The organism is Flavobacterium sp. 90 (assembly GCF_004339525.1).
Lineage (GTDB): Bacteria > Bacteroidota > Bacteroidia > Flavobacteriales > Flavobacteriaceae > Flavobacterium.
Map to the genome: position 1 here is coordinate 3,958,311 of NZ_SMGE01000001.1, position 20,872 is coordinate 3,979,182.

Here is a 20,872-nt window from a genome sequence, read left to right on the forward strand (position 1 = left end):
TCGCAAACAAATTTTTTTTAATCTCGCAAAGACGCAAAGTCGCAAAGCCTATTTTTTAAGCGTAATTGATAAAAAAAACTTTGCGACTTTGCGTCTTTGCGAGCAAAATTCAAAAAAAACTTAATTGAAATTATATCACTTATATGGTAGAAAAAAGCCAGAATGTTTAGAACAAAAAAAAGCGGCAATATTGCCGCTTTTAGCTTAGTAAGCACTCATTTTTTAATTAGTTGATAAGGATCTTTTTGTTGAAATTTTCAGAACCTTTACTAATATGAACAATGTAGATACCTTTCGGTAAATTATTTATCGTTGATAATGAATCTGCGATATTTGATCTCTCAAATATTTTCTGACCTAATATTGAAATTATCTCGATAGAATAGGGTGCTTCTGCATTATTGAAATAGATTGTGAAGTTTCCGTTTGAAGGATTTGGATATAAAATAAATTCATTTGAATCAGCTATAGTTTCCGGTGTTTCAAGTGCTGTATCTTTAACTAATTTTGCACCTAAGTTAGAACATGTGTCTGTGGTAAATGAATCCCATTGTGATGCCAAATTAAAAGTAGTACTTGGAGCTGTAACTGTAGATTTTCTTCTTAAAGTAACATCAGCTGCAAAATTTGCAGTTCCGCCATTAAAAGTCCCGATGATATCTATCAAAACGCCATTTTTGAATAAACCAACAGCGTCATTTCCGTTAAAAGTCAATTCAGTTGCGGTTGTAGAAATATTTGCTGAACTTTTTGGGTAACAGCTTGAAGCCATTGAGCTGTTTACGATTGTAAATTTACTTCCGGTTGCTAATGTTCCGCTCAAAGTTAAACCTGTGCTCCATGCTCCGGCGCCATTCGTTTGTTTTTTTACGGTGTAAACTGATAAACTCACAGAAGCGCCTGTATTATTGGCAATTTCTAAAGCTTTGTTGTTTCCTGAACCTTCTATGTATTCAGAGAATAATAATTCAGTTGCAGTTCCACCAGTTCCGCTGCTATTTGTTGTAACGGCAATTGTATTGCTTGACGCAGAAGCATTTCCGGCAGCATCTTTTGCTTTTACATAAATCGAATAACTTGTAGAAGCTGTTAAACCAGTTATAGTTGCTGTTAATCCTGAAACAGTCGTTTTTAAAGCACTATTTGCATAAACATCATAACCTGTAACGCCAACATTATCTGTAGAAGCTGTCCATGAAACTGTAATAGATGTTGAAGTTTTAGTTGTGGAAGCTAAACTCGTTGGAGCTGTTGGCGCCTGAGTATCTCCTGAAGGAGCAGTTCCGCCCCAAATTTGATTTACATATTCCGGATGATCGATATATGGATTTCTATTATTCTGACGTGTATAAATAGCATTGTTTCTTGCAATTTCTCTCGCACTTACTGGATCTTGAGCATTCCAGGCCAAAAGCATATTCAAAAATGCCGTAGTAAATACTTTGTTGCTTGAACCATCAAACATAGCATACGAATATCCTGCAACTGTATTTTCGTAACGAGTTGCAAAATAAAAGTACATTCTGGCAATATCGCCTTTAAATTCATTAATTGGTTCAAAAACGGTTCCTGAATATCCAGATACAGAACTTGATCCTAATTTTCCTCCGTTTTGTGAAGTATAAGTTGCTGAACCTACAGTTCCATGTGGATAATTAGAACGCATTCCGTTTACTTTTCCATCGGTTGGAGTGATAAAATGCGCATCGGCAACCATTGGAGATTGCTCATTAAATACCGATTGCGGAATAATATGTTCTCTATTATAACAGTCGCCTTCTACAGAATAATTGCCACATCTTTGTGTACTTCCAGTACTGTAATTGTAAGGATCTGTTCCTGATGGGTTTTCAGAATACATATCGAGAACGGTTCCATCATTTTCATAAAAATTATCAACATCAGAGGTTTGATATGTGGTATACAATCCTGCATATCCATTATCAGTATGTCCTTTAATAATGTTGTACAATTGAGTTTTTAAAGTGTATCCTGTTCCGGTTGCTGTGTTGTAATAACCAGACGGAATTTGCGCAAATGTTGCTGTAAAAACGAGTAAAAATAAAAATGAGTAGAGTTTTTTCATAAATTTAGGTTTAAGATTTGAGTTAATAATAAATTGATCTTTAGTGAGTTAATTTAGTTATTGTAGCAAATCTACTATTTTTATGAATCCGTTGCGTTAAGGGAAGATTATTTTTAGATATATTTTCTTACGGGCGTGTTTTTACCATGTAAGTTAGATAAGTTCATTTTAGAAAGGTGTTTGAATAATCTCGCAAAGACGCAAAGGCGCAAAGTTTTTTTCTCTTATTTTATGTCATTTCGATTTCTATGATAAAACCAAATCTTTTTTTTAGGAGCTAATCCCGCTATCCATTTCAATCTTTTGTAGCGAACCCCGCTACAAAAGGATTTCCACTTCTATCGGGGCTAGGGCAATTATTTTCATAACAATATTTTCGTAAAGTTTGTCATCCCGAGGAACGAGAAATCACACCAGTAATTCGACAAAGATTGGTGATTTTAGGAACGGAGTTTCATGTGTGATTTCTCCTCTGTCGAAATGACATAAAATGGGATTAATTACATTTCGATTCAACGGATTAATCCCGAAGCTTCGGGACGTTGCTACAAAATAGGTCGTTCCTTCGGAACTTTTGTAAAGAGCCTTCGGCTCGATTTATATTGTAGGGATGGATTTTAATCCATCATAGTTTTTCAAATTTGTATCATTTTATGTCATTTTGGGGAACGAGAAATGACAAACTTGATCGAATAATAAAAGCTTAAATTATCTTACATCACTTATATGGTGAAGAGAATTTTGCATCTTAGCGTCTTCGTAGCAAAACTTTACTTAGATTTAGGAAATGCAGCACTCTGATAAGCACCTAAATCCGGTGGAGAAGTTCTCGTGGCTCCAATAATATCTAATGGAATGATATAGTCCTGATTTCCTTTCGCGAAAGCGGCAGAAGTATTGTCAATATTTAGTTTGTTTTGAGAAACATTAAAGAATTTTGGACTCTGATTTAGAATAATCTGCTTGTAATGTTCCGGATCTTTGGAAAATTGATAATCTGGATTTGTGCTTGAACTGCTAAATTTTAATAAACAATTGTTTAATTGATATACAAAAGCCGCGCTGGTATTTTTATTTAAATTAAATTCATTGGTATTTGAACCGTAAATAATACAGTTATTGAAAGTTGCCTGAGTCAAAGAATTTGTTTCGGGAGTTGCTCCAGCCAAACTGTTGCTTAAATTCAGAGCAAATTGTGAACTTGGCCAATTGTTGTTGAATGTACAATGCGTAAAAACATAATTTCCGCCGTAAACACAGGATAAACTTGCTAAACCAGCATAATTGATGGCAATGTTTTCGCCATTAATTCGGGCGTTTTGAGCTAGAATTCCGTATTCAGCACAATTGTAAATCTGAGTATTTTTAATTTGAATTGTTGTATTGTCTTGGTTTCTAATATCTAAACCTGTAATCGCATTTTTTAATGTCAGATGATTTATGCTGTGATTTGTACTTCCGCTGGATAATATCACAGATTTCCATTGTCCTGGAATATCATCATAAAGAGATTCTAATCGATCGCCTTCAAAAATAACCTCATTCTCCAATTTTTCGGTTGTTGAGGTTGTTCCGTTTATTTGCAACGAAGCTTTATTGTCTACATAAATTCCTGAGCTAGCGTGAAGAAATACTCGCGCTCCGGCTTCAAAAGTTACGGTTTTATTTTGTGGAACTCCGGCGTAACCGTAAATTACGTAAGGTTTCTGTTTTGTGAAAATCAATTCATTTCCGTTAACAGGATCATTTTCATTCAAATAAAATCCATCAACATCTTTGCCGTCAATTTTGATTTTTTCTTTAGTTCCATCGGCATTTTGTTTTGGATAAAGAAAAACAGCATCCTGAATTAAGGTAACCAAAGCAACTTCCTGAAGATTTGCGCCGCTGTCAAATTGAATTTCATCGGTATATAGAAAATCAGTTGGATTCGCATCTGTAATATCTGCTGTAGTTTCAATAAAAATATACAAACTGTCTTTCGCTAAAAGCGTAACATTATTGAAGATTTTACCATTATTTCCGGTCATTCCGTCAACTGTCATTCGGTATTTTGAATTCAAACCTTTTTTGAATTGAACTGTCGGAATCGAAATGTCGTTTTTACTTTTATTATAAACTTTAAGTTGGTACGTGCTTGAACCAATGTTTTTAAAAACAGTATCTAAATAAACGGTGTCTTTTGAGAACTTTAAATCTCCGGAACTGGCAACGGTATCAAAATCTGTTCGACAAGAACTGAAAGCTAAAAGTAAACCGAAAATGAAGAGTATAAAGTATTGACGCATTTGAATAAAGTTTTTTGCTACAGATTAAAAGTATTAAAATGATTTTCTGCGAAATGCGAAAAGAAAATAATCTTTTAAAATCTGTGAATCTGTGGCAAAAAAAATAATTTTCAGCCAAAGATTAATTTTGATTGTTTTTGTAAAAATAGCAAAAAACTTACACGTTTGAAGATGATTTTTAATAATAGGAATGTATTTTCTAATTTGTATCTCATCTTTTCTTTAATTTTACGATTTTAAAGCCTATTTTAAATGAATTACACAAAAGAACAAATATTAGAGCGTTGCAATCAGTTTTCTAAAAACACTTTGATGGAAACGCTAAAAATTGAATATATAGACGCAGGCGAAGATTTTTTAACTGCAAAAATGCCTGTAAATCCAAGCGTTCACCAACCAATGGGATTATTGCATGGCGGCGCTTCAGTAGCTTTGGCTGAAAGCGTTGGAAGTGCAGCATCTTTCTTTTTTATTGATCCAAGAGAACAGGAAGTTCGTGGAATCGAAATCTCAGCAAATCACCTGAAAAGTATTCGAGAAGGTTTTGTTTTTGGAACCGCAAGAATCATTCATAAAGGAAGAAGTATTCATCTTTGGGAAATTAAAATTACGGATGAAGACGGAAATCTTATTTCGCTTTGCAAATTGACGAATATGGTTTTAGACAAAAAGAAAGCGTAGAAAATATGAATGACTTTTTTTCTACTATAAAAAAACATCAAGAACAAAATTTACCTTTTGTAATCTATTCTAAGCCTAATTCGTCCAGTATTTTTGCGCTTTTACAGCAAAATGATACTTTGTATAAGGTTTCGAATTATAGTGAGAAAGGTTTTGTTTTTGCTTCTTTTGATGAAAAGCAACTGATTTTAATTCCGGAAGAAGAATCAAAAATTATTAGCGCGGAACAAACTAAAATCAATTTTGATTTTAATGATATCGAAGAAGTAAGTTTTAATTTGGAAGCCAAAAAGCAATATGAAGATTTGGTTTCAAAAGGAATTGAAGCGATTAAAAACGAAGAATTCAAAAAAGTGGTTTTATCCAGAAGTGAAACAATAGACTTGGTTAATTTCGATTTTAGTACTATTTTTCAGCGTTTGATTCATTTGTATCCAACGACTTTCTCATATTGTTTTTTTCATCCACAAATTGGACTTTGGATGGGTGCAACACCGGAACAATTGTTGAAAGCAAGCGGGAATGTTTTTGAAACGACTGCTTTGGCAGGAACTCAGAAAGCAACTACAGAAACTGAGATTCTTTGGCAGCAAAAAGAAAAAGACGAACAGCAATATGTTACTGATTTTATTGTAAAAAGATTGCGTGAAGTTGCGGCTTCGGTTAATGTTACAGCGCCTTACAGTTTGAAAGCTGGATCGATCTGGCATATTAAAACTGATATTTCGGGAGTTTTGAACGATAATTCAACGCTTGAAGAAGTGATCGATACTTTGCATCCAACTCCTGCAGTTTGTGGTTTGCCAAAGAAGAAAGCAAAAGCTTTTATCATCGAAAATGAAAATTATGACAGAACTTTCTATACTGGTTTTCTTGGCGAATTAAATAGCAGTTTTGCCAACAAAATAGCAAGCTCTGATTTGTTTGTAAATTTACGCAGCATGCAAATCAAGGATAATAAAGCAATATTATACATGGGCTGCGGAATTACAAAAGAGAGTATTCCTGAAAAAGAATGGGAGGAAAGCGTCAATAAATCCATGACAATGAAAAGGGTTTTTGAAAATAACTTAAAAAAATAAGTTTACAGTCGCAGTTTTCAGTTTTGTTGAGACTGAATACTGCGACTGTATACTGTGACTAAAATAAAAAATATGAAATTAGATATATTAGCCTTTGGGGCACATCCGGATGATGTAGAATTAGGTTGTGCGGGAACAATTTTAAAAGAAGTATCTCTTGGAAAAAAAGTTGGTATTGTAGACTTAACGCGTGGCGAATTAGGTACACGCGGAACTGCGGAAACCAGAGATTCTGAAGCTGCCGATGCAGCAAAAATATTAGGTGTTTTGGTTCGTGAAAATCTGGAGATGCGTGACGGTTTTTTTGTCAATGACGAAAAACACCAATTAGAGGTTATAAAAATGATTCGAAAGTATAAACCTGAAATCGTATTGTGTAATGCAATCGACGATCGCCATATCGATCACGGAAAAGGAAGTAAATTAGTTTCTGATGCTTGCTTTTTGTCGGGATTGGTAAAGATTGAAACTTCGGTTGATGGAGAGAATCAGGAACCGTGGAGACCAAGGGTAGTTTATCATTATATTCAGTGGAAAAATATTGTTCCGGATTTTGTAGTTGACATTACTGGATTTGAGGATAAAAAAGTAGAAGCGATTATGGCTTATAAGACTCAGTTTTATGATCCGAATTCAACTGAACCTGTAACGCCAATTACGAGTAAAAACTTCTTTGAAAGTTTAAATTATCGTGCGCAGGACTTAGGAAGGTTAGTTGGCAAAGATTTTGCTGAAGGTTTTACTGTTGAAAGGTGTTTGGCAGTCAATAGTTTAGAAAATTTGATGTAATTTTTATAAAAATTTTTCATTTTTTTCTTTGTAGAAGTAAACCTTTGTTATATATTTGCACTCGCTAAGCAAAATGGTGGTTGTAGCTCAGCTGGTTAGAGTAGCGGTTTGTGGTGCCGCGGGTCGCCGGTTCGAACCCGGTCAGCCACCCAGAAATTCAAAAGCCTTGAAGAAATTCAAGGCTTTTTTTGTGCGTTTAATTTTCTTCTACCGTATAAGTGATTTAAGTTCATTTTAGATTTCCTAACAACATTTCGTGTCAATCCACATTTCAACTATAGCCCGTGGTTTCAACAATGGGGAACTTATTGTGATTCAATTGCAGTTCTCGGTTTTAAGGACAGAATATAGATAAAGAATATATATTGCGCTCCCATGGTTAAAACCACGGGCTATGGTTTGGTTGGGATAAATAACCTCAAAGTTTGTCATTTCTCCTCTGTCGAAATAGCAAGATTGTGTTTGTCTAAAATGAACTTACATTACTTATATGGTTCAATATAGCAAAAATGTTAATTAACATTGCGTTAGATGCACTGCTGTGCATCTCTACATATCAACTTACATGGTTTAATAATAAAAACAAAAAAGCATGACGATTAAGTCATGCTCATTTGGTTGTTATATTTGGTTTGCGGATTAACGAATTTCGTCAAAAGTATTTCCTTGTTTGATATCACCGGTTTTGAAACCTTTTTTGAACCAGTACATTCTTTGTTCAGATGTTCCGTGTGTGAAGGAATCCGGAACAACATGACCTTGCATTTTGCTTTGAATTGCGTCATCACCAACGGCATTTGCAGCACTTAAAGCTTCTTCAATATCACCTTCTTCAATATATTGCTGGTTGTCATGAGCCCATACTCCTGCGTAAAAATCGGCCTGCAATTCTAATGCAACCGAAAGTTTATTGGCTTCGGCTTCACTTTTTCCTTCTTGCTCCTGACGCATTTTGGCTGAGGTTCCTAATAAGGTTTGTATATGATGGCCAATTTCGTGCGCTATAACGTACGCAATTGCAAAGTCACCACCTTTGGCACCAAATTTAGTTTTTAGTTCCTCAAAGAAGGCTAAATCCATATATACCTTTTGATCTCCCGGACAATAAAAAGGTCCTGATGCAGATGATGCACCGCCACAAGCCGTATTAACAGAGCCTTTAAAAAGCACTAATTTTGGGTTTTTGTATGTCATGCCGTTTACGGTAAATATTTTGCCCCAAGTGTCTTCAGTTTTAGCCAGGACAGATCTCACAAAATGTCCCATTTCTTCGTCTTCTTTGCTTAACGGAGCTGCTGTTTCAGTTGTTTGTTGTTGTCCGCCTTGTATTTGTTCTAGAGCAGATCCTATAGTTTGCCCGGTTTCACCACCAAAAACATTCAGTAGTAAAATTACTATTCCAATAATACCACCACCAACGGCTACTTTTCCGCCAGAAATTGATCTTCTGTCTTCAACATTATCGCTTTCTCTAGTTCCTTTCCATTTCATAGTATTTTGTATTAAAAATTATTGTAGGGTAAATCTTTACGAATTTATATTTTTTTTTGGAATTAGAGACTAATCAGTCTTATTTACTTTTAATTATTTTAACCATTTAGTCAAAGCGTCTTCTACGGTTCCTTTCATGATTGGTTTTGAAATGTAATCGTTCATTCCGGCTGAAATACATTTATTACGCTCTTCTTTTTCGGCTCCCGCCGTAACTGCAATAATGGGTATATCTCTGCCGCTAATAGTATTTCTAATTGCTTTTGTGGTTTCGTAGCCATTCATTATTGGCATTTGAATGTCCATGAAAACCATATTAGGGTTGATGTTTTCAAATTGTTGTACGGCTTCATATCCATTTTCGCATTCATAAATAAAAGCATTATTGTATAAGTTTTTGATAATAGTTTTCAAAAGCATCATATTTACCTTATTGTCTTCTACAATCAAAAAGGTCAATGATTTATCATTTAATTTATTGATACAATCTGCTTTTGAATTCATCTTTTTTAGTTCAGCATTGTATTTTTCATTTATACTTTGATTGCTTGTTTTTAAATTTAGATCAAAATAAAAATTACTTCCAATATCTATTTTACTTTCCAGTTGTAGTCGGCTTTCCATGAGAGCCAATAATTGGTTCGAAATAGTTAATCCTAAACCGGTTCCTCCAAATTTTCTCGTTGTAGAGCTATCTTCTTGTGAAAATGCCTTGAAAATTTTCTTTTGATTTTTTTCCAAAATTCCAATTCCAGTGTCAATTACAGAGAATCGAATCACACAATTGTTACTTTTGAATTTTTCCAGAACCGAAACGTTTAGTTTGATAGAACCTTCATTGGTGAATTTTACGGCATTCGAAAGTAAATTAATCAAGATTTGTTTGATACGCACAATATCTGTCCAAATGTATTTAGGAACATCTTGATCTACATTGAGTTCTAATTGAAGATTTTTTTGATTCGACTCATAAACAATCAAATCAAAAACCTGACCGAGTACTTTTTTAATGTCATATAAATCAATGAAAAGTTCCAGTTTTCCGGCTTCAATTTTAGAAAAATCAAGAATGTCATTGATGATTTCCAATAATGAATGTGCCGACTGATTAATCGTAGTCATGTATTTTTCCTGAATCGCTTCAAGTTCAGTTTTCATCAATAAATGTGTAAAACCAATAATACCATTTAGCGGAGTTCTGATTTCGTGCGACATATTAGCCAGAAAATCTGATTTGGATTTATTGGCAGCTTCCGCTAATTGCTTGGCTTTTATCGCGTCTTCGGTTTCTTTTTTGTTGGTAATATCAAAATAGATTCCACCTACAAATTCAATTTCGTCACCTTTTTTGATTACATCGCCAAATTCTTCTACCCAAATATATTCTCCTGTTTTTCGTTGAATTCGATATACATTATGAAGAGGCATTCCGCTTTGCAAATTATCAATCTGGCTATTAATTACTTCCTCTTTATCATCTGGATGAATTAGGGATAAAAAGGACAAATTGTTCTCAATAAACTCTGATTTTGAATAACCTGTTAAATTCAAAATTTCATCGTTAAGGAATATTTTAGTCGAAAAAGCATCAAATTTGGATAAATAAACGGTTCCAGGGATGTTATTGGCTATTAATTTAAATTTTTCTTCACTTTCGAGAATTTTATTTTCATTCCGATTTCGCTCTAAAGCAGAGGAGATATTATTGGCAAGAACCTGAAAAATATAAATCTCTTCTTCAGACCATTTTTTTTCATTTGTACAATCATCAAAACCTATAAATCCGGTAAAAATATCGTTGATATAAAGCGGTAAAATCAATATCGATTTGATTTCGTTATCAATCAAAAGCTGCTTAAAAAAGGTGTCGTCAAGCTTTCGCGTAAGCGTATTAAGAATTTTTTTGTTTTGAACAACACCGTAAATTTCTTTTAAATTATCTTCAGTAAGCTGTCTTAATGGAGTAATTTGATGTGTAACGCCGCTTTTGGACCATTTATATTTTTGACTGACGGTATTGGTTGTAAAATCTCTTTCATAATAATACATATGATCTACTTTGGCGGCTTTTCCAATTAAATCATAAGTTTCCTGAAACATTTCCTGAGTCGTTTTGCTTAGCAAAAATTTCTCCGTACAAAGAGAAAGTGCAGATAATAATTGACTTTTAAATTCTAATTTACGCTCCGCTTCTAAACGCATTTGAGATGAAATAGCCAGCGAGATTACATCAGAAATTGTTCGGGCGTAATTAATGTCCTCATTGTCCCATTCTCTTTGTTCTTCTGTACTTTCAAAACAAACAACACCAGCCAATTGTCCGCTTAAAAATACCGGAACATCAAGCATTGATTTGATGTGATTTTTGGTAAAATAAAGTTTCTGAAATTCAGAAGTTTCTAGCTTATTAAAAACATCCGGAGCATTAATAATGGCTTTGTTTTTTAAGGTTTCAAAATAAATTGGATACGATTCTTTATCTAATATATTTTTGTCGCTTAATTTTTGATTGTCAACACTAAACAGGTTTTTGCAAGTGATTAAGTCTTTGTAATATTTCCAGAAACTTACCCGGTTTGTTTTGCTTACCGTTGCCGCTTCCTGAACAATATAATCAATAACGGTGTTTAAATTATCGTATTTACTAAAGTCTGTTGTCGATAGTTTTTTTGTCGAATTATTGTAGGCTTCAATTTTTTCAAGACGTCGTTTTTTCTCGTTTTCGATATTTCTAATCTCCGTAATATCTCTGGCGATTCCGGCAAAACCAACAGTTTCGCCAAGATCATTTTTGCGAACAATAATCTTTTGAGAAATCCATACCTCTAATCCATTTTTCTTTATAACCGGAAATTCTATCGTAGGGAAATTATTTTCATTGATAACCAGATTTTCGTAAAAATCTACAGCACCTCTAATGTAATTTTCGTGAATAAAATTTGAATAATGTTTGGATATAATTTCATTTTCAGAATAGCCTAAAATTGAAAATCCAAATTCATTAATAAAAGTAAAATGTCCGTTAGCATCAATTTCAAAAATAATATCAGTCGCGGTTTGAATTAGATTTTTGTATTGATCCTGAACATTAATTTGCTCAGTAACATCTTGACCAATACTGATAATTAGGTCTTCTGAGAATTTTTTATCCTTCCATTGAATGTATTTATATTCTCCATTTTTACTTTTTAATTTTCGAATATAAAGTTTGTTTTCCTGATAATATACAGGGAAATTATTTTCTATAAATCCTTCGTCTTTAGTGAGTTTCCAAAAGTCAAAACCCATTACTTCGTCTGGTAAATAGCCTAAAATAGAACTTACAGTTTCGCTGCAGAATAATATTGCACCTTTTTGATTTGTAGCAATTGTCAATGAATTTCCTTTATGAACAATTTCGTTGGCAAATCTAAAATTATCGCGATTGTTTAATAAAACGGCATATTTTACCTGATTGATAATGAAAATTAGAATGCAGAAGTTAATTAGTAATACAGAAGATTTTATTGGAATTAAATGAAAAGTAACTGTTGTAAGAAGAAAAACAAAAACCAAAGCGACGAAAAACCAGTAGGTTCTTATTGGTTTTAGAATATTATACGAAAAGAAAAAGGAGATTAAAAATACAATAACCGGAACAACATCATTTGCAAGACGAACAATATTGTAGCAAACATAGGTTATGTATATAAAGAAACAGAAGATGAAAATTTGCTGGATTCTATCTCGAAGCCATTTAACTTTGTCTGTTATTAAATAAATAAGGAGAACTGTGAAGCCAATGGAAACGTTTACGATAAGTAAACTCTTTGGTCTGATTTTAAAGATTTCATTAATTATTTCGATTACAATAACTGCAATCCCAAAGAATAAAATATACAATTGATATTCTTTACTTGCTGTTTCGGCTTCTTTCTTTTTTTCGATAAAATAACCAATTCTGGCTTTTATTCTAAAAAACTGATAGACCAATAATGCCAAAAATCCCAAAAGGGATAATCCTAAGATGATGAGTTTAGGATTGTTGTAGAAAATTATATCAGAATTGTAAACATACCAATTTGTTATAATTGATTTCAGGACATTGCTAATTAAAGCAATTCCTGAAATCAATGAATTGAAAAAACTACAGTTAGCTACCATAGAATTCGGGGTATGTTGGTTTAGTAAAATTGCATTTTTTGAAAGTTCTAAAAAGAGTAGGTTAAGCTCTTTTTTTACTTAGAAATTTCGTTTTTATTCAAAATCTGATTGTCCAATTGAGTCAATTACATCTTTCTGTTCTTCTTCAGTAAAAATCGAGTAATAAGTCGCATATGTTACAGAAGTATTAAAAATAATAGTAAAAAGTACTCCAATACAACAACCAATAAGGCCAACCATAGAGCCAATTATACCAGTGATAAATAATGCGAAAATTAATAATGGACTTTTAGTTACTACAATTACACTTCCTTTTATAGCGTCTACAGCGCTTAAATTTCCAAAAACGACTAACGGAATTGCTATAAAAGTGAAAAAGGATATAAAAATTGAAATTGCATTTCCTAAAAGCATAATTCCAAAGCTCTCAATAACGGCCGATATTGCATTACTTACTAATGCCAAAATTAAAGCCATGATAAATAACTGAGTAAAATAGGGTGCTTTGTAATACGTAAAAATGGTCGAAACATTAAATTCTTCATCTTTATCTGCGCAATCTGCCATTTTAAGAAATCCAGCTCCAAAAGGGGCTAATAAAGCTGCAAATGCAGAAAAAGCACCAATAGAAAGAAGCTGCTCCAGATAAGAAAGCTTGTAATTTTCTAAATTCAGAATAAAATCTTTACTAATTGCTGCAACACCATAAAAGGTAACGGCTAATCCCATAGCAAGGACTGCCATGATAATTGTAAAAACCAATATAATAAGCCCGGAATAAAGTGCTATTTTTTTGTAGTTTTCGAAAGCGTAATTAAAAGTCGAACCAAAATCCAGGGTATATCCATTTCTTTTGATTTCTTCAATTTGGTCAAGTGTAGATTTCATTATAAGTAAAATTGTTTTATATTCTTGTAAGTTAAGCTGTTTAATCTGACGTAAATATAATATTTTTAATCAATTCCTTATGATAATCTAAAAAACATTACGAAATCGTTTTTTTATACTTACACCCAGTCTAATAGACGTTTAATTGAGGCCAATTTGTCTTTGTAAGGTGCATATCGCATTGGTAAATCGAGCCAATTTCCTTTTTTTACGATAGCTTTATGATGCGAGAAGATGTCAAAACTTAATTGACCGTGATAAGCGCCAATGCCGCTATGACCAACACCGCCAAATGGTAATCTTTTGTTTGAAAAATGAACAACGGTATCGTTAATACATCCGCCACCAAAAGAATAAGTGGTAATTAGTTTTTTTGCAAAAGATTTATTTTCGCTAAAAACATAAAAAGCAAGCGGTTTTTCATATCGGCTAATTACATTTTGAAGATCGGCTCCGGTTTCGTAAGTAAGAATTGGTAAAATTGGACCAAATATTTCTTCTTGCATAACCAGACTGTCCAGAGTAGGTTCTTCTATTAATGTTGGAGAAATATAGAGCTTGTCCGCATCTGTTTCGCCTCCAAAAACTACTTTCTCTTTTTCGATCATACTGTCTAAACGAACCCAGTTTTTAGTATTGATAATGCGGGCGAAATCCGGAGATTTTTCCATTTTTTTGCCGTAAGCTTTTATGATTTCTTCCATTAAAAACGAAAGAAAATTGACTTTCATGTTTTTCTGTATCAAAATATAATCAGGCGCAATGCAAGTTTGTCCGGCATTTATGAATTTTCCCCAGACAATTCGTTTTGCTGCTAATTTTAAATTGGCAGTTTCATCGATAATACAAGGATTTTTCCCGCCTAATTCTAATGTAATCGGAGTCAGATTTTCGGCTGCTGCTTTGGCGATTATTTTTCCAACAGAAACACTTCCGGTAAAGAAAATATAATCCCAGCGTTTTGCCAGTAATTTATTAGAAACTTCTACGCCGCCTTCAAAAACTTCAACGTGATTGACGTGAAAAGTTTTTTCGATAATTTTTGCAATTACTGCTGAAGTATGTGGTGTAAGTTCTGATGGTTTTAAGACAACTCTGTTTCCTGCAGCAACGGCAGAAATCAAAGGGCATAACGCTAATTGAAAAGGATAATTCCAGGGCGCAATGACCAAAACATTTCCGTAAGGCTCTTTAAAAATATAATCTGTCGAAGGAAAGTTAAGAAGAGAAGGCAAAATTCGTTTTGGTTTTGCCCAATTGTGAATGTTTTTTATGGTGTCTTTAAGTTCCGAAATGACATAATTCGTCTCTGTTAAAACCGCTTCAAATTCTGGTTTTTTAAAATCATCGTATAAAGCTTTTACAATTAAATCTTCGCTTTTTTGAATGTTATACAACAATTTTTTGAGCGTTTCTTTTCTGTATCCGATGTCGTTTTTATAGTCCATTTTTATGATTCACTTGATTTTTGCCTATGCAAGTTAATCGATAAAAATTAAAAAATTAACAATTGTATCATAAAAATCAAATCGCATTCCAAATTGTTTCGTCTGGAGTAGGAGCAACAATGGTAATGTTTTCCTTAGAAACCGGATGTACAAAAACTAACTTTCTGGCATGAAGATGAATACCGCCATCAGGATTACTTCGGTCAAAACCATATTTTAAATCTCCTTTTATTGGAGATCCAATTGCTGCCAATTGAGCTCTAATTTGATGATGGCGACCTGTGTGTAAATTAATTTCTAATGCCACATAATTTTGAAGTTCTTTAATAATAGTATAATCCAAACTGGCAATTTTACTATCCGGAACTTCTTTTAAATGTGCTTTTGAAGTATTATTTTTCTCATTTCTCTTGAGATAGTGAACCAATTTAGCCGTTTTTTCCTGAGGTTTATTTTTAACAACTGCCCAATACGTTTTTTGAGTTTCACGATTGCTGAACATTTCGTTCATGCGTGTTAAAGCTTTACTGGTTCTGGCAAAAACAACAATTCCGGTTGTTGGACGATCTAAACGATGAATCACGCCCAGAAAAACATCTCCAGGTTTATTGTATTTGTCTTTAATGTATTCTTTTACAACGTCAGATAAAGGTTTATCTCCGGTTTTATCACCTTGTACAATATCGCCCACACGTTTATTAACCACAATAATGTGATTGTCTTCGTGTAGAACTTGGAGGTTTTCTTTATTGGAGATAATTTTCATTTTAGAAGTATGTAGAAAATTTATATTTAGGATTGAAAATTGTATCGCTTAGATATCTCGCAAAGACGCAAAGGCGCAAAGTTTAGATTTTATTCTTTGTGACTTTGCGTCTTTGCGAGAAATAATTATAATAACTTATTTAGTAGATTTAATAAACCTCAGAACCTTTGTCCCTTTGCATCTTTGAACCTTTAAAAAAGCCTTAGAACCTTAGCAACTTAGAACCTCAGAACCTTAAAAATTAATATTGTTCCCCGGAATTCGGGAAATCGCGAGATTTCACATCAGCTGCATATTGACCAATTGCTTTTGTCATTTCTTCATATAAGTTTAAGTAACGACGCAAGAAACGCGGACTGAATTCATTATTCATTCCTAACATATCATGAATAACCAAAACTTGTCCGTCAACGCCACCTCCGGCTCCGATACCAATAACCGGAATTGAAATACTTTCGGCTACTTTTTGAGCTAAATCAGCAGGGATTTTTTCTAAAACAACTCCGAAACAACCAATTTTTTCTAATAATTTGGCATCTTCGATTAGTTTTTCAGCTTCCTGATCTTCTTTTGCACGAACGCTGTAAGTACCAAATTTATAGATAGATTGCGGAGTTAAACCCAAGTGACCCATAACTGGAATTCCTGCGTTTAATATTTTTTTGATTGATTCTTTAATTTCTTTTCCTCCTTCAAGTTTCACAGCGTGACCGCCACTTTCTTTCATGATTCTAATTGCAGAACGCAAAGCTTCTTTTGGATCAGATTGGTAACTTCCAAAAGGTAAATCTACCACAACTAATGCTCTTTCGACAGCGCGAACTACAGACGAAGCATGATAAATCATTTGATCTAAGGTAATTGGCAATGTCGTTTCGTGACCCGCCATAACATTTGATGCTGAATCTCCCACTAAAATCACATCGATTCCTGCGGTATCAACAATTTTTGCCATTGTATAATCGTAAGCTGTTAACATAGAGATTTTTTCTCCGTTACTTTTCATTTCGATTAATGACTTTGTTGTGATTCTTTTATAATCTTTTTTTGCTACTGACATTTTGTTTTTTTTTGAAGGTGTAAAAGTATTGAATAATTATAGATTGAAATCAGCATTCGATAAATATTTCAACAGAAAATAGCTTTCCATCTTCAAATTCGAGGATGAACTCAATACTTTTCATTTTAATAGTAGAATAATATTGTAGTGATTTTTTTGCCACGAATTTCACGAATTTTCACGAATCACTATTTTAAGATCTGCTTTTGCAGATAAAAGAATTAGTGAAAATTCGTGTAATTCTTGGCTAACTTTTTTTAACAATCTGCCATATTTACAGCAATTGCCAATCCACCTTCAGAGGTTTCTTTGTATTTTGAATTCATATCTTTTGCCGTTTGCCACATCGTATTAATTACTTTGTCCAAAGGCACTTTTGCATTTTTAGAATCAGTTTCAAGCGCTAATTCTGCAGCATTTATGGCTTTTATGGCGCCCATTGTATTTCTTTCGATACACGGAATCTGAACCAAACCACCAATTGGATCACAAGTTAAACCAAGATGATGTTCCATAGCGATTTCGGCAGCCATTAAAACCTGAGCAGGAGTTCCGCCCATTAATTCGCAAAGTGCCGCCGCCGCCATTGATGACGAAACACCAATTTCGGCCTGACAACCGCCCATTGCAGCAGAAATTGTAGATCCTTTTTTGAAAATACTTCCTATTTCTCCTGCAACCATCAGGAATTGTTTGATTTCTTTTTCGCCTGCATTATGGTTTTCGATTACCAAATAATACATTAAAACAGCCGGAATTACACCAGCGCTTCCGTTTGTAGGAGCCGTAACAACACGACCCAAAGAAGCATTTACCTCATTCACGGCAAGTGCAAAACAGCTTACCCATTTTAGAATCTGGCGAAATTTTACTTCGGTTTTTCTAATTTCTTCCAACCAGCTTTGCGGATCTGAATAATTAGATAAACCTATTAAGTTTTGGTGCATATCAAAAGCTCTTCTGCGAACGTTTAATCCGCCGGGAAGAATTCCTCCGGTATGACAACCAATGTACATACATTCTAACATCGTGTTCCAGATGCGCATTAATTCGGAGTGAATTTCGGCTTCCGGACGCATCGATTTTTCGTTTTCATAAACAATTTCTGAGATCGATTTGTTTTCTGAAATCGTATAATTTAAAAGCTCAACAGCATTTTGAATCGGGAAGGGGAAAGCGCATTTTATTTCCTCTTTGATTTTGGCATTTGTGCGTTCTTCTTTCACAACAAAACCTCCACCAATCGAATAAAAAGTAGACTCATATTCAGAATCATCTTCTTTATAAGCCGTAAATTTTAATCCATTTGCATGAAAGGGAAGAAACTCTTTATTGAAGACAATATCCTGAAGAAAGTAAAATGGAACTTTGAATTCGTTTGCCAGAATAATTTCGTTTGTATCTTCGATCGTTTTAATAATTCCTGCGATATTATCAACTGGAATATATTCGGGATCTTGCCCGCTTAAACCCAACATAACCGATAAATCTGTGGCGTGACCTTTTCCGGTTAAAGAAAGTGATCCGTACAAATCGACTTTTACTCGTTTAATCTGGTCTAAAATTGACTCGTCTTTCAGCTCTTCCAAAAAACGTTCTGCGGCTCTCCAAGGTCCTAAAGTATGTGAACTTGAGGGACCAACACCAATTTTAAGCATATCAAAAACAGAGATACATTCTTCCATTGCGTAATTTTTATTAAGACAAAGATAATTGAATAATGCAAAGATGATTTAATTTGAATTAGAAATCTTGCGATTTTGTTAAAATAAATATTAAATTTTATTAATTTGGTAACGAAACAAATTTTATTGCTTAATATGCGGTTTTCGTGAAAAGTTCGCATTTTTTTTAGGTATTTTTGTAAAGAAGCAATCACTAAAGAATCCGATTTGGTTTAGAATAAATCGGTACATAATAACTTCTGAAATCTCATTTTAATTTCGAACCTCACTTTCGCGAAAAATTAAAATACCACAAAGAAGATAAAATTATAATATGATAGAATTTTTCAAGCATTTCATACACGAATTCGAATTACCACTTAGTAACCCAGTATTGATTTTTTCGTTAATACTTTTTATTATACTCTTGTCCCCAATTTTACTTAAAAAAATAAATATTCCGGGAATTATCGGGCTTATTATTTCAGGAGTAATCATTGGACCTCACGGACTAAATATTCTGGCAAAAAATTCTGCCGTTGATTTATTTTCGACAATTGGACTTCTCTATATTATGTTTATTGCCGGACTTGAACTCGATATGAATGAGTTTAAAGCCAATCGAAACAAGAGTTTGTTATTCGGATTTTTCACTTTCATTTTCCCTCTTTCGATAGGATTTCCGGTTTGTTTTTATTTACTGAACTACGATTTTAACGCCAGTTTTTTGACTGCGAGCATGTTCGCAACACATACTTTGGTCGCGTATCCAATTGTGAGTAAACTAGGAATTGCAAAAAATCAGGCAGTTGCTATAACCGTTGGAGGAACGATTTTAACAGATACAGCCGTTTTGATTATTCTTGCGGTTATTATGGGAAGCAGTCAGGGAAATCTGAATCAGGCATTCTGGATAAAATTAACCGTTTCATTGGCAATATTTTCGGCAATTATGTTTTTTGTTATTCCGAGGATTGCAAAATGGTTCTTTAAGAAATTAGAAAGTGAGAAACACGCTCATTATATATTTGTACTTTCTGTTGTTTTCTTTGCGGCATTTTTGGCAGAAGTAGCAGGAGTAGAGCCTATTATTGGAGCCTTTGTTGCCGGTTTGGCATTAAATCCATTAATTCCGCATTCGTCAGCATTAATGAATAGAATTGAGTTTATAGGAAACGCATTGTTTATTCCGTTTTTCCTGATTTCTGTGGGAATGTTGGTTGATATAAGCGTGATTCTTAGCGGACCAACGGCTTTAATTGTTGCCGGAACTTTGAGCGTTGTGGCTATTTTTGGAAAGTGGATTGCAGCATTTTTTACCCAAATTGTTTTTAAATATACAAAGACCGAAAGACAACTTATTTTTGGATTAAGTAGTGCGCACGCAGCCGCAACTTTGGCGGTTATTTTGGTTGGATTTAAAGCAAAAATTCTGGACGAAAACATCTTAAACGGAACCATTATTTTAATTCTGATTACGTGTATTGTAGCTTCTTTTGCTACTGAAAAAGCCGCTAAAAAGATTGCAATTTGCGAAGAAGAAGTTTCGCATGAAGAAGCTAATAGTGATCAAATTTTGGACGAACATATTTTAATTCCTTTAGCAAAAACATCGGCAACAGCCAGTTTATTAGATTTTGCACTTTTGATAAAAGACAAAAAATCAGCAAATCCGGTTACTTTATTAACGATTGTTCCGAATAACGATCAAGCTGAAAAAAATATATTAAAGTATCGAAAAGCGGTTGATAAATTTGTAATTCAAGGATCAGCATCTGAAGTGAAAATTAATACGATTGCCAGAATTGACCATAATCCTGCAAGCGGAATTGCAAGAACTTCTAAAGAGATTATGTCTGACATTGTGATTGTTGGCTGGCCAAGAAAAACCGGTTTCCTGGATAAGATATTTGGTGAAAACGTTGATTCAATCATCAATAATGTAGACAAAAGTTTATTTATCTGCAGGTTTCAAAAAACATTTATAGAAGAAAAAAGATTGGTTTTCATTTGTCCTCCTTTTTCAGAAAGAGGAGTTGGATTCCATCTTTTGTTACAGAAAATCTGCCGATTATCGCAAGAATTAAGCGTTCCGATTGTGATTTATGCCGAGTATAAAACGCATCAAGCCATTCAGCAAGTCGCAACTAAATTGAAGTTGAATGCGAAGTTAGGTTTTAAAAGTATTTTGGATTGGGATAATTTTGAATCAATTTCAGATGAAATAAAACCAACAGATTTGATTGTTTTCAATTTATCCAGAAAAGGTTCTGTTTCCTATCATTCTATATTTGATAAATTGCCTCAGAAATTCGAAAGATCATTTAGCGATAACAACTTGATTTTGGTTTATGCCCAAGACGATCGCAAAGAAACTTCAATGGATGCTTATGAAGATTTTAGCGCTACACCATTGACAAAAGGTCTTGAAGCGATTGAGCAAATTGGTCGAGGTTTAGGCAATATTTTGAAGAAAAGCTAGCTTT

The 20,872-nt window shown here is 33.7% G+C and carries 13 protein-coding genes and 1 tRNA gene; 5 read left to right on the top strand and 9 right to left on the bottom strand.

Annotated features, from left to right (window positions below; translation table 11 throughout):
* Positions 1-226: 226 nt before the first annotated feature.
* Together C8C83_RS16650 and C8C83_RS16655 are read right to left on the bottom strand one after the other, a co-directional pair.
* Positions 227-2,086 (bottom strand): endonuclease, encoded by a 1,860-nt coding sequence (locus tag C8C83_RS16650; RefSeq protein ID WP_121329536.1) that lies wholly within the window; start codon positions 2,084-2,086, stop codon positions 227-229.
* Positions 2,087-2,856: 770 nt separating this feature from the next.
* Positions 2,857-4,374, bottom strand: a complete 1,518-nt coding sequence (locus C8C83_RS16655) for a hypothetical protein (protein WP_121329537.1) — start codon at positions 4,372-4,374, stop codon at positions 2,857-2,859.
* A 252-nt stretch (positions 4,375-4,626) separates the two neighbouring features.
* On the opposite strand from C8C83_RS16655, the gene C8C83_RS16660 reads away from it, so the two are divergent.
* From C8C83_RS16660 to C8C83_RS16675, 4 genes are all read left to right on the top strand, one after another.
* The gene (locus tag C8C83_RS16660; protein ID WP_121329538.1) at positions 4,627-5,055 is read left to right on the top strand and encodes a PaaI family thioesterase; all 429 of its coding nucleotides are present in this window, start codon (positions 4,627-4,629) and stop codon (positions 5,053-5,055) included.
* Positions 5,056-5,060: 5 nt separating this feature from the next.
* Positions 5,061-6,137: a chorismate-binding protein gene (locus C8C83_RS16665; protein WP_121329539.1), complete on the top strand. Its 1,077-nt coding sequence runs from the start codon at positions 5,061-5,063 to the stop codon at positions 6,135-6,137.
* A gap of 72 nt (positions 6,138-6,209) precedes the next feature.
* Positions 6,210-6,926 carry a bacillithiol biosynthesis deacetylase BshB1 gene (gene bshB1 / locus C8C83_RS16670; RefSeq protein ID WP_121330078.1) on the top strand — a complete coding sequence of 239 codons (717 nt, stop codon included), beginning with the start codon at positions 6,210-6,212 and terminating at the stop codon, positions 6,924-6,926.
* Between the two features lie 76 nt (positions 6,927-7,002).
* A tRNA-His gene (locus C8C83_RS16675) sits at positions 7,003-7,076 on the top strand.
* 489 nt (positions 7,077-7,565) lie between these two features.
* Here C8C83_RS16675 and C8C83_RS16680 read toward each other — a convergent pair.
* The 7 genes from C8C83_RS16680 to C8C83_RS16710 all read right to left on the bottom strand — a co-directional run bounded on the left by C8C83_RS16680 (position 7,566) and on the right by C8C83_RS16710 (position 18,407).
* Entirely contained in the window at positions 7,566-8,417 is an 852-nt protein-coding gene (locus tag C8C83_RS16680) for a neutral zinc metallopeptidase (protein ID WP_121329540.1), read from the bottom strand.
* 93 nt (positions 8,418-8,510) lie between these two features.
* Positions 8,511-12,560 (bottom strand): PAS domain S-box protein, encoded by a 4,050-nt coding sequence (locus tag C8C83_RS16685; RefSeq protein WP_121329541.1) that lies wholly within the window; start codon positions 12,558-12,560, stop codon positions 8,511-8,513.
* Between the two features lie 93 nt (positions 12,561-12,653).
* Positions 12,654-13,448, bottom strand: coding sequence for a hypothetical protein (locus C8C83_RS16690; protein WP_121329542.1), 795 nt, complete (start codon positions 13,446-13,448; stop codon positions 12,654-12,656).
* 119 nt (positions 13,449-13,567) lie between these two features.
* On the bottom strand, positions 13,568-14,896 hold the full coding sequence (locus tag C8C83_RS16695; RefSeq protein WP_121329543.1) for an aldehyde dehydrogenase: 1,329 nt from the start codon (positions 14,894-14,896) through the stop codon (positions 13,568-13,570).
* A 76-nt stretch (positions 14,897-14,972) separates the two neighbouring features.
* Complete coding sequence (locus C8C83_RS16700) at positions 14,973-15,662, bottom strand: RluA family pseudouridine synthase (protein ID WP_121329544.1); 690 nt, start codon at positions 15,660-15,662, stop codon at positions 14,973-14,975.
* 241 nt (positions 15,663-15,903) lie between these two features.
* Positions 15,904-16,722 (bottom strand): 3-methyl-2-oxobutanoate hydroxymethyltransferase, encoded by an 819-nt coding sequence (panB, locus tag C8C83_RS16705; RefSeq protein WP_121329545.1) that lies wholly within the window; start codon positions 16,720-16,722, stop codon positions 15,904-15,906.
* A 257-nt stretch (positions 16,723-16,979) separates the two neighbouring features.
* Positions 16,980-18,407 carry an L-serine ammonia-lyase gene (locus C8C83_RS16710; protein ID WP_121329546.1) on the bottom strand — a complete coding sequence of 476 codons (1,428 nt, stop codon included), beginning with the start codon at positions 18,405-18,407 and terminating at the stop codon, positions 16,980-16,982.
* A gap of 313 nt (positions 18,408-18,720) precedes the next feature.
* Between C8C83_RS16710 and C8C83_RS16715 the strand changes: the two genes are divergently transcribed.
* Positions 18,721-20,868 carry a cation:proton antiporter gene (locus tag C8C83_RS16715; RefSeq protein WP_132011820.1) on the top strand — a complete coding sequence of 716 codons (2,148 nt, stop codon included), beginning with the start codon at positions 18,721-18,723 and terminating at the stop codon, positions 20,866-20,868.
* Positions 20,869-20,872: the final 4 nt, after the last annotated feature.

What these genes read in the sequence shown, in the direction of transcription:
- C8C83_RS16650 (WP_121329536.1), bottom strand. Translation starts at nt 2,086, where the DNA reads ATGAAAAAACTCTACTCATTTTTATTTTTACTCGTTTTTACAGCAACA.
- C8C83_RS16655 (WP_121329537.1), bottom strand. Translation starts at nt 4,374, where the DNA reads ATGCGTCAATACTTTATACTCTTCATTTTCGGTTTACTTTTAGCTTTC.
- C8C83_RS16660 (WP_121329538.1), top strand. Translation starts at nt 4,627, where the DNA reads ATGAATTACACAAAAGAACAAATATTAGAGCGTTGCAATCAGTTTTCT.
- C8C83_RS16665 (WP_121329539.1), top strand. Translation starts at nt 5,061, where the DNA reads ATGAATGACTTTTTTTCTACTATAAAAAAACATCAAGAACAAAATTTA.
- bshB1 (WP_121330078.1), top strand. Translation starts at nt 6,210, where the DNA reads ATGAAATTAGATATATTAGCCTTTGGGGCACATCCGGATGATGTAGAA.
- C8C83_RS16680 (WP_121329540.1), bottom strand. Translation starts at nt 8,417, where the DNA reads ATGAAATGGAAAGGAACTAGAGAAAGCGATAATGTTGAAGACAGAAGA.
- C8C83_RS16685 (WP_121329541.1), bottom strand. Translation starts at nt 12,560, where the DNA reads ATGGTAGCTAACTGTAGTTTTTTCAATTCATTGATTTCAGGAATTGCT.
- C8C83_RS16690 (WP_121329542.1), bottom strand. Translation starts at nt 13,448, where the DNA reads ATGAAATCTACACTTGACCAAATTGAAGAAATCAAAAGAAATGGATAT.
- C8C83_RS16695 (WP_121329543.1), bottom strand. Translation starts at nt 14,896, where the DNA reads ATGGACTATAAAAACGACATCGGATACAGAAAAGAAACGCTCAAAAAA.
- C8C83_RS16700 (WP_121329544.1), bottom strand. Translation starts at nt 15,662, where the DNA reads ATGAAAATTATCTCCAATAAAGAAAACCTCCAAGTTCTACACGAAGAC.
- panB (WP_121329545.1), bottom strand. Translation starts at nt 16,722, where the DNA reads ATGTCAGTAGCAAAAAAAGATTATAAAAGAATCACAACAAAGTCATTA.
- C8C83_RS16710 (WP_121329546.1), bottom strand. Translation starts at nt 18,407, where the DNA reads ATGGAAGAATGTATCTCTGTTTTTGATATGCTTAAAATTGGTGTTGGT.
- C8C83_RS16715 (WP_132011820.1), top strand. Translation starts at nt 18,721, where the DNA reads ATGATAGAATTTTTCAAGCATTTCATACACGAATTCGAATTACCACTT.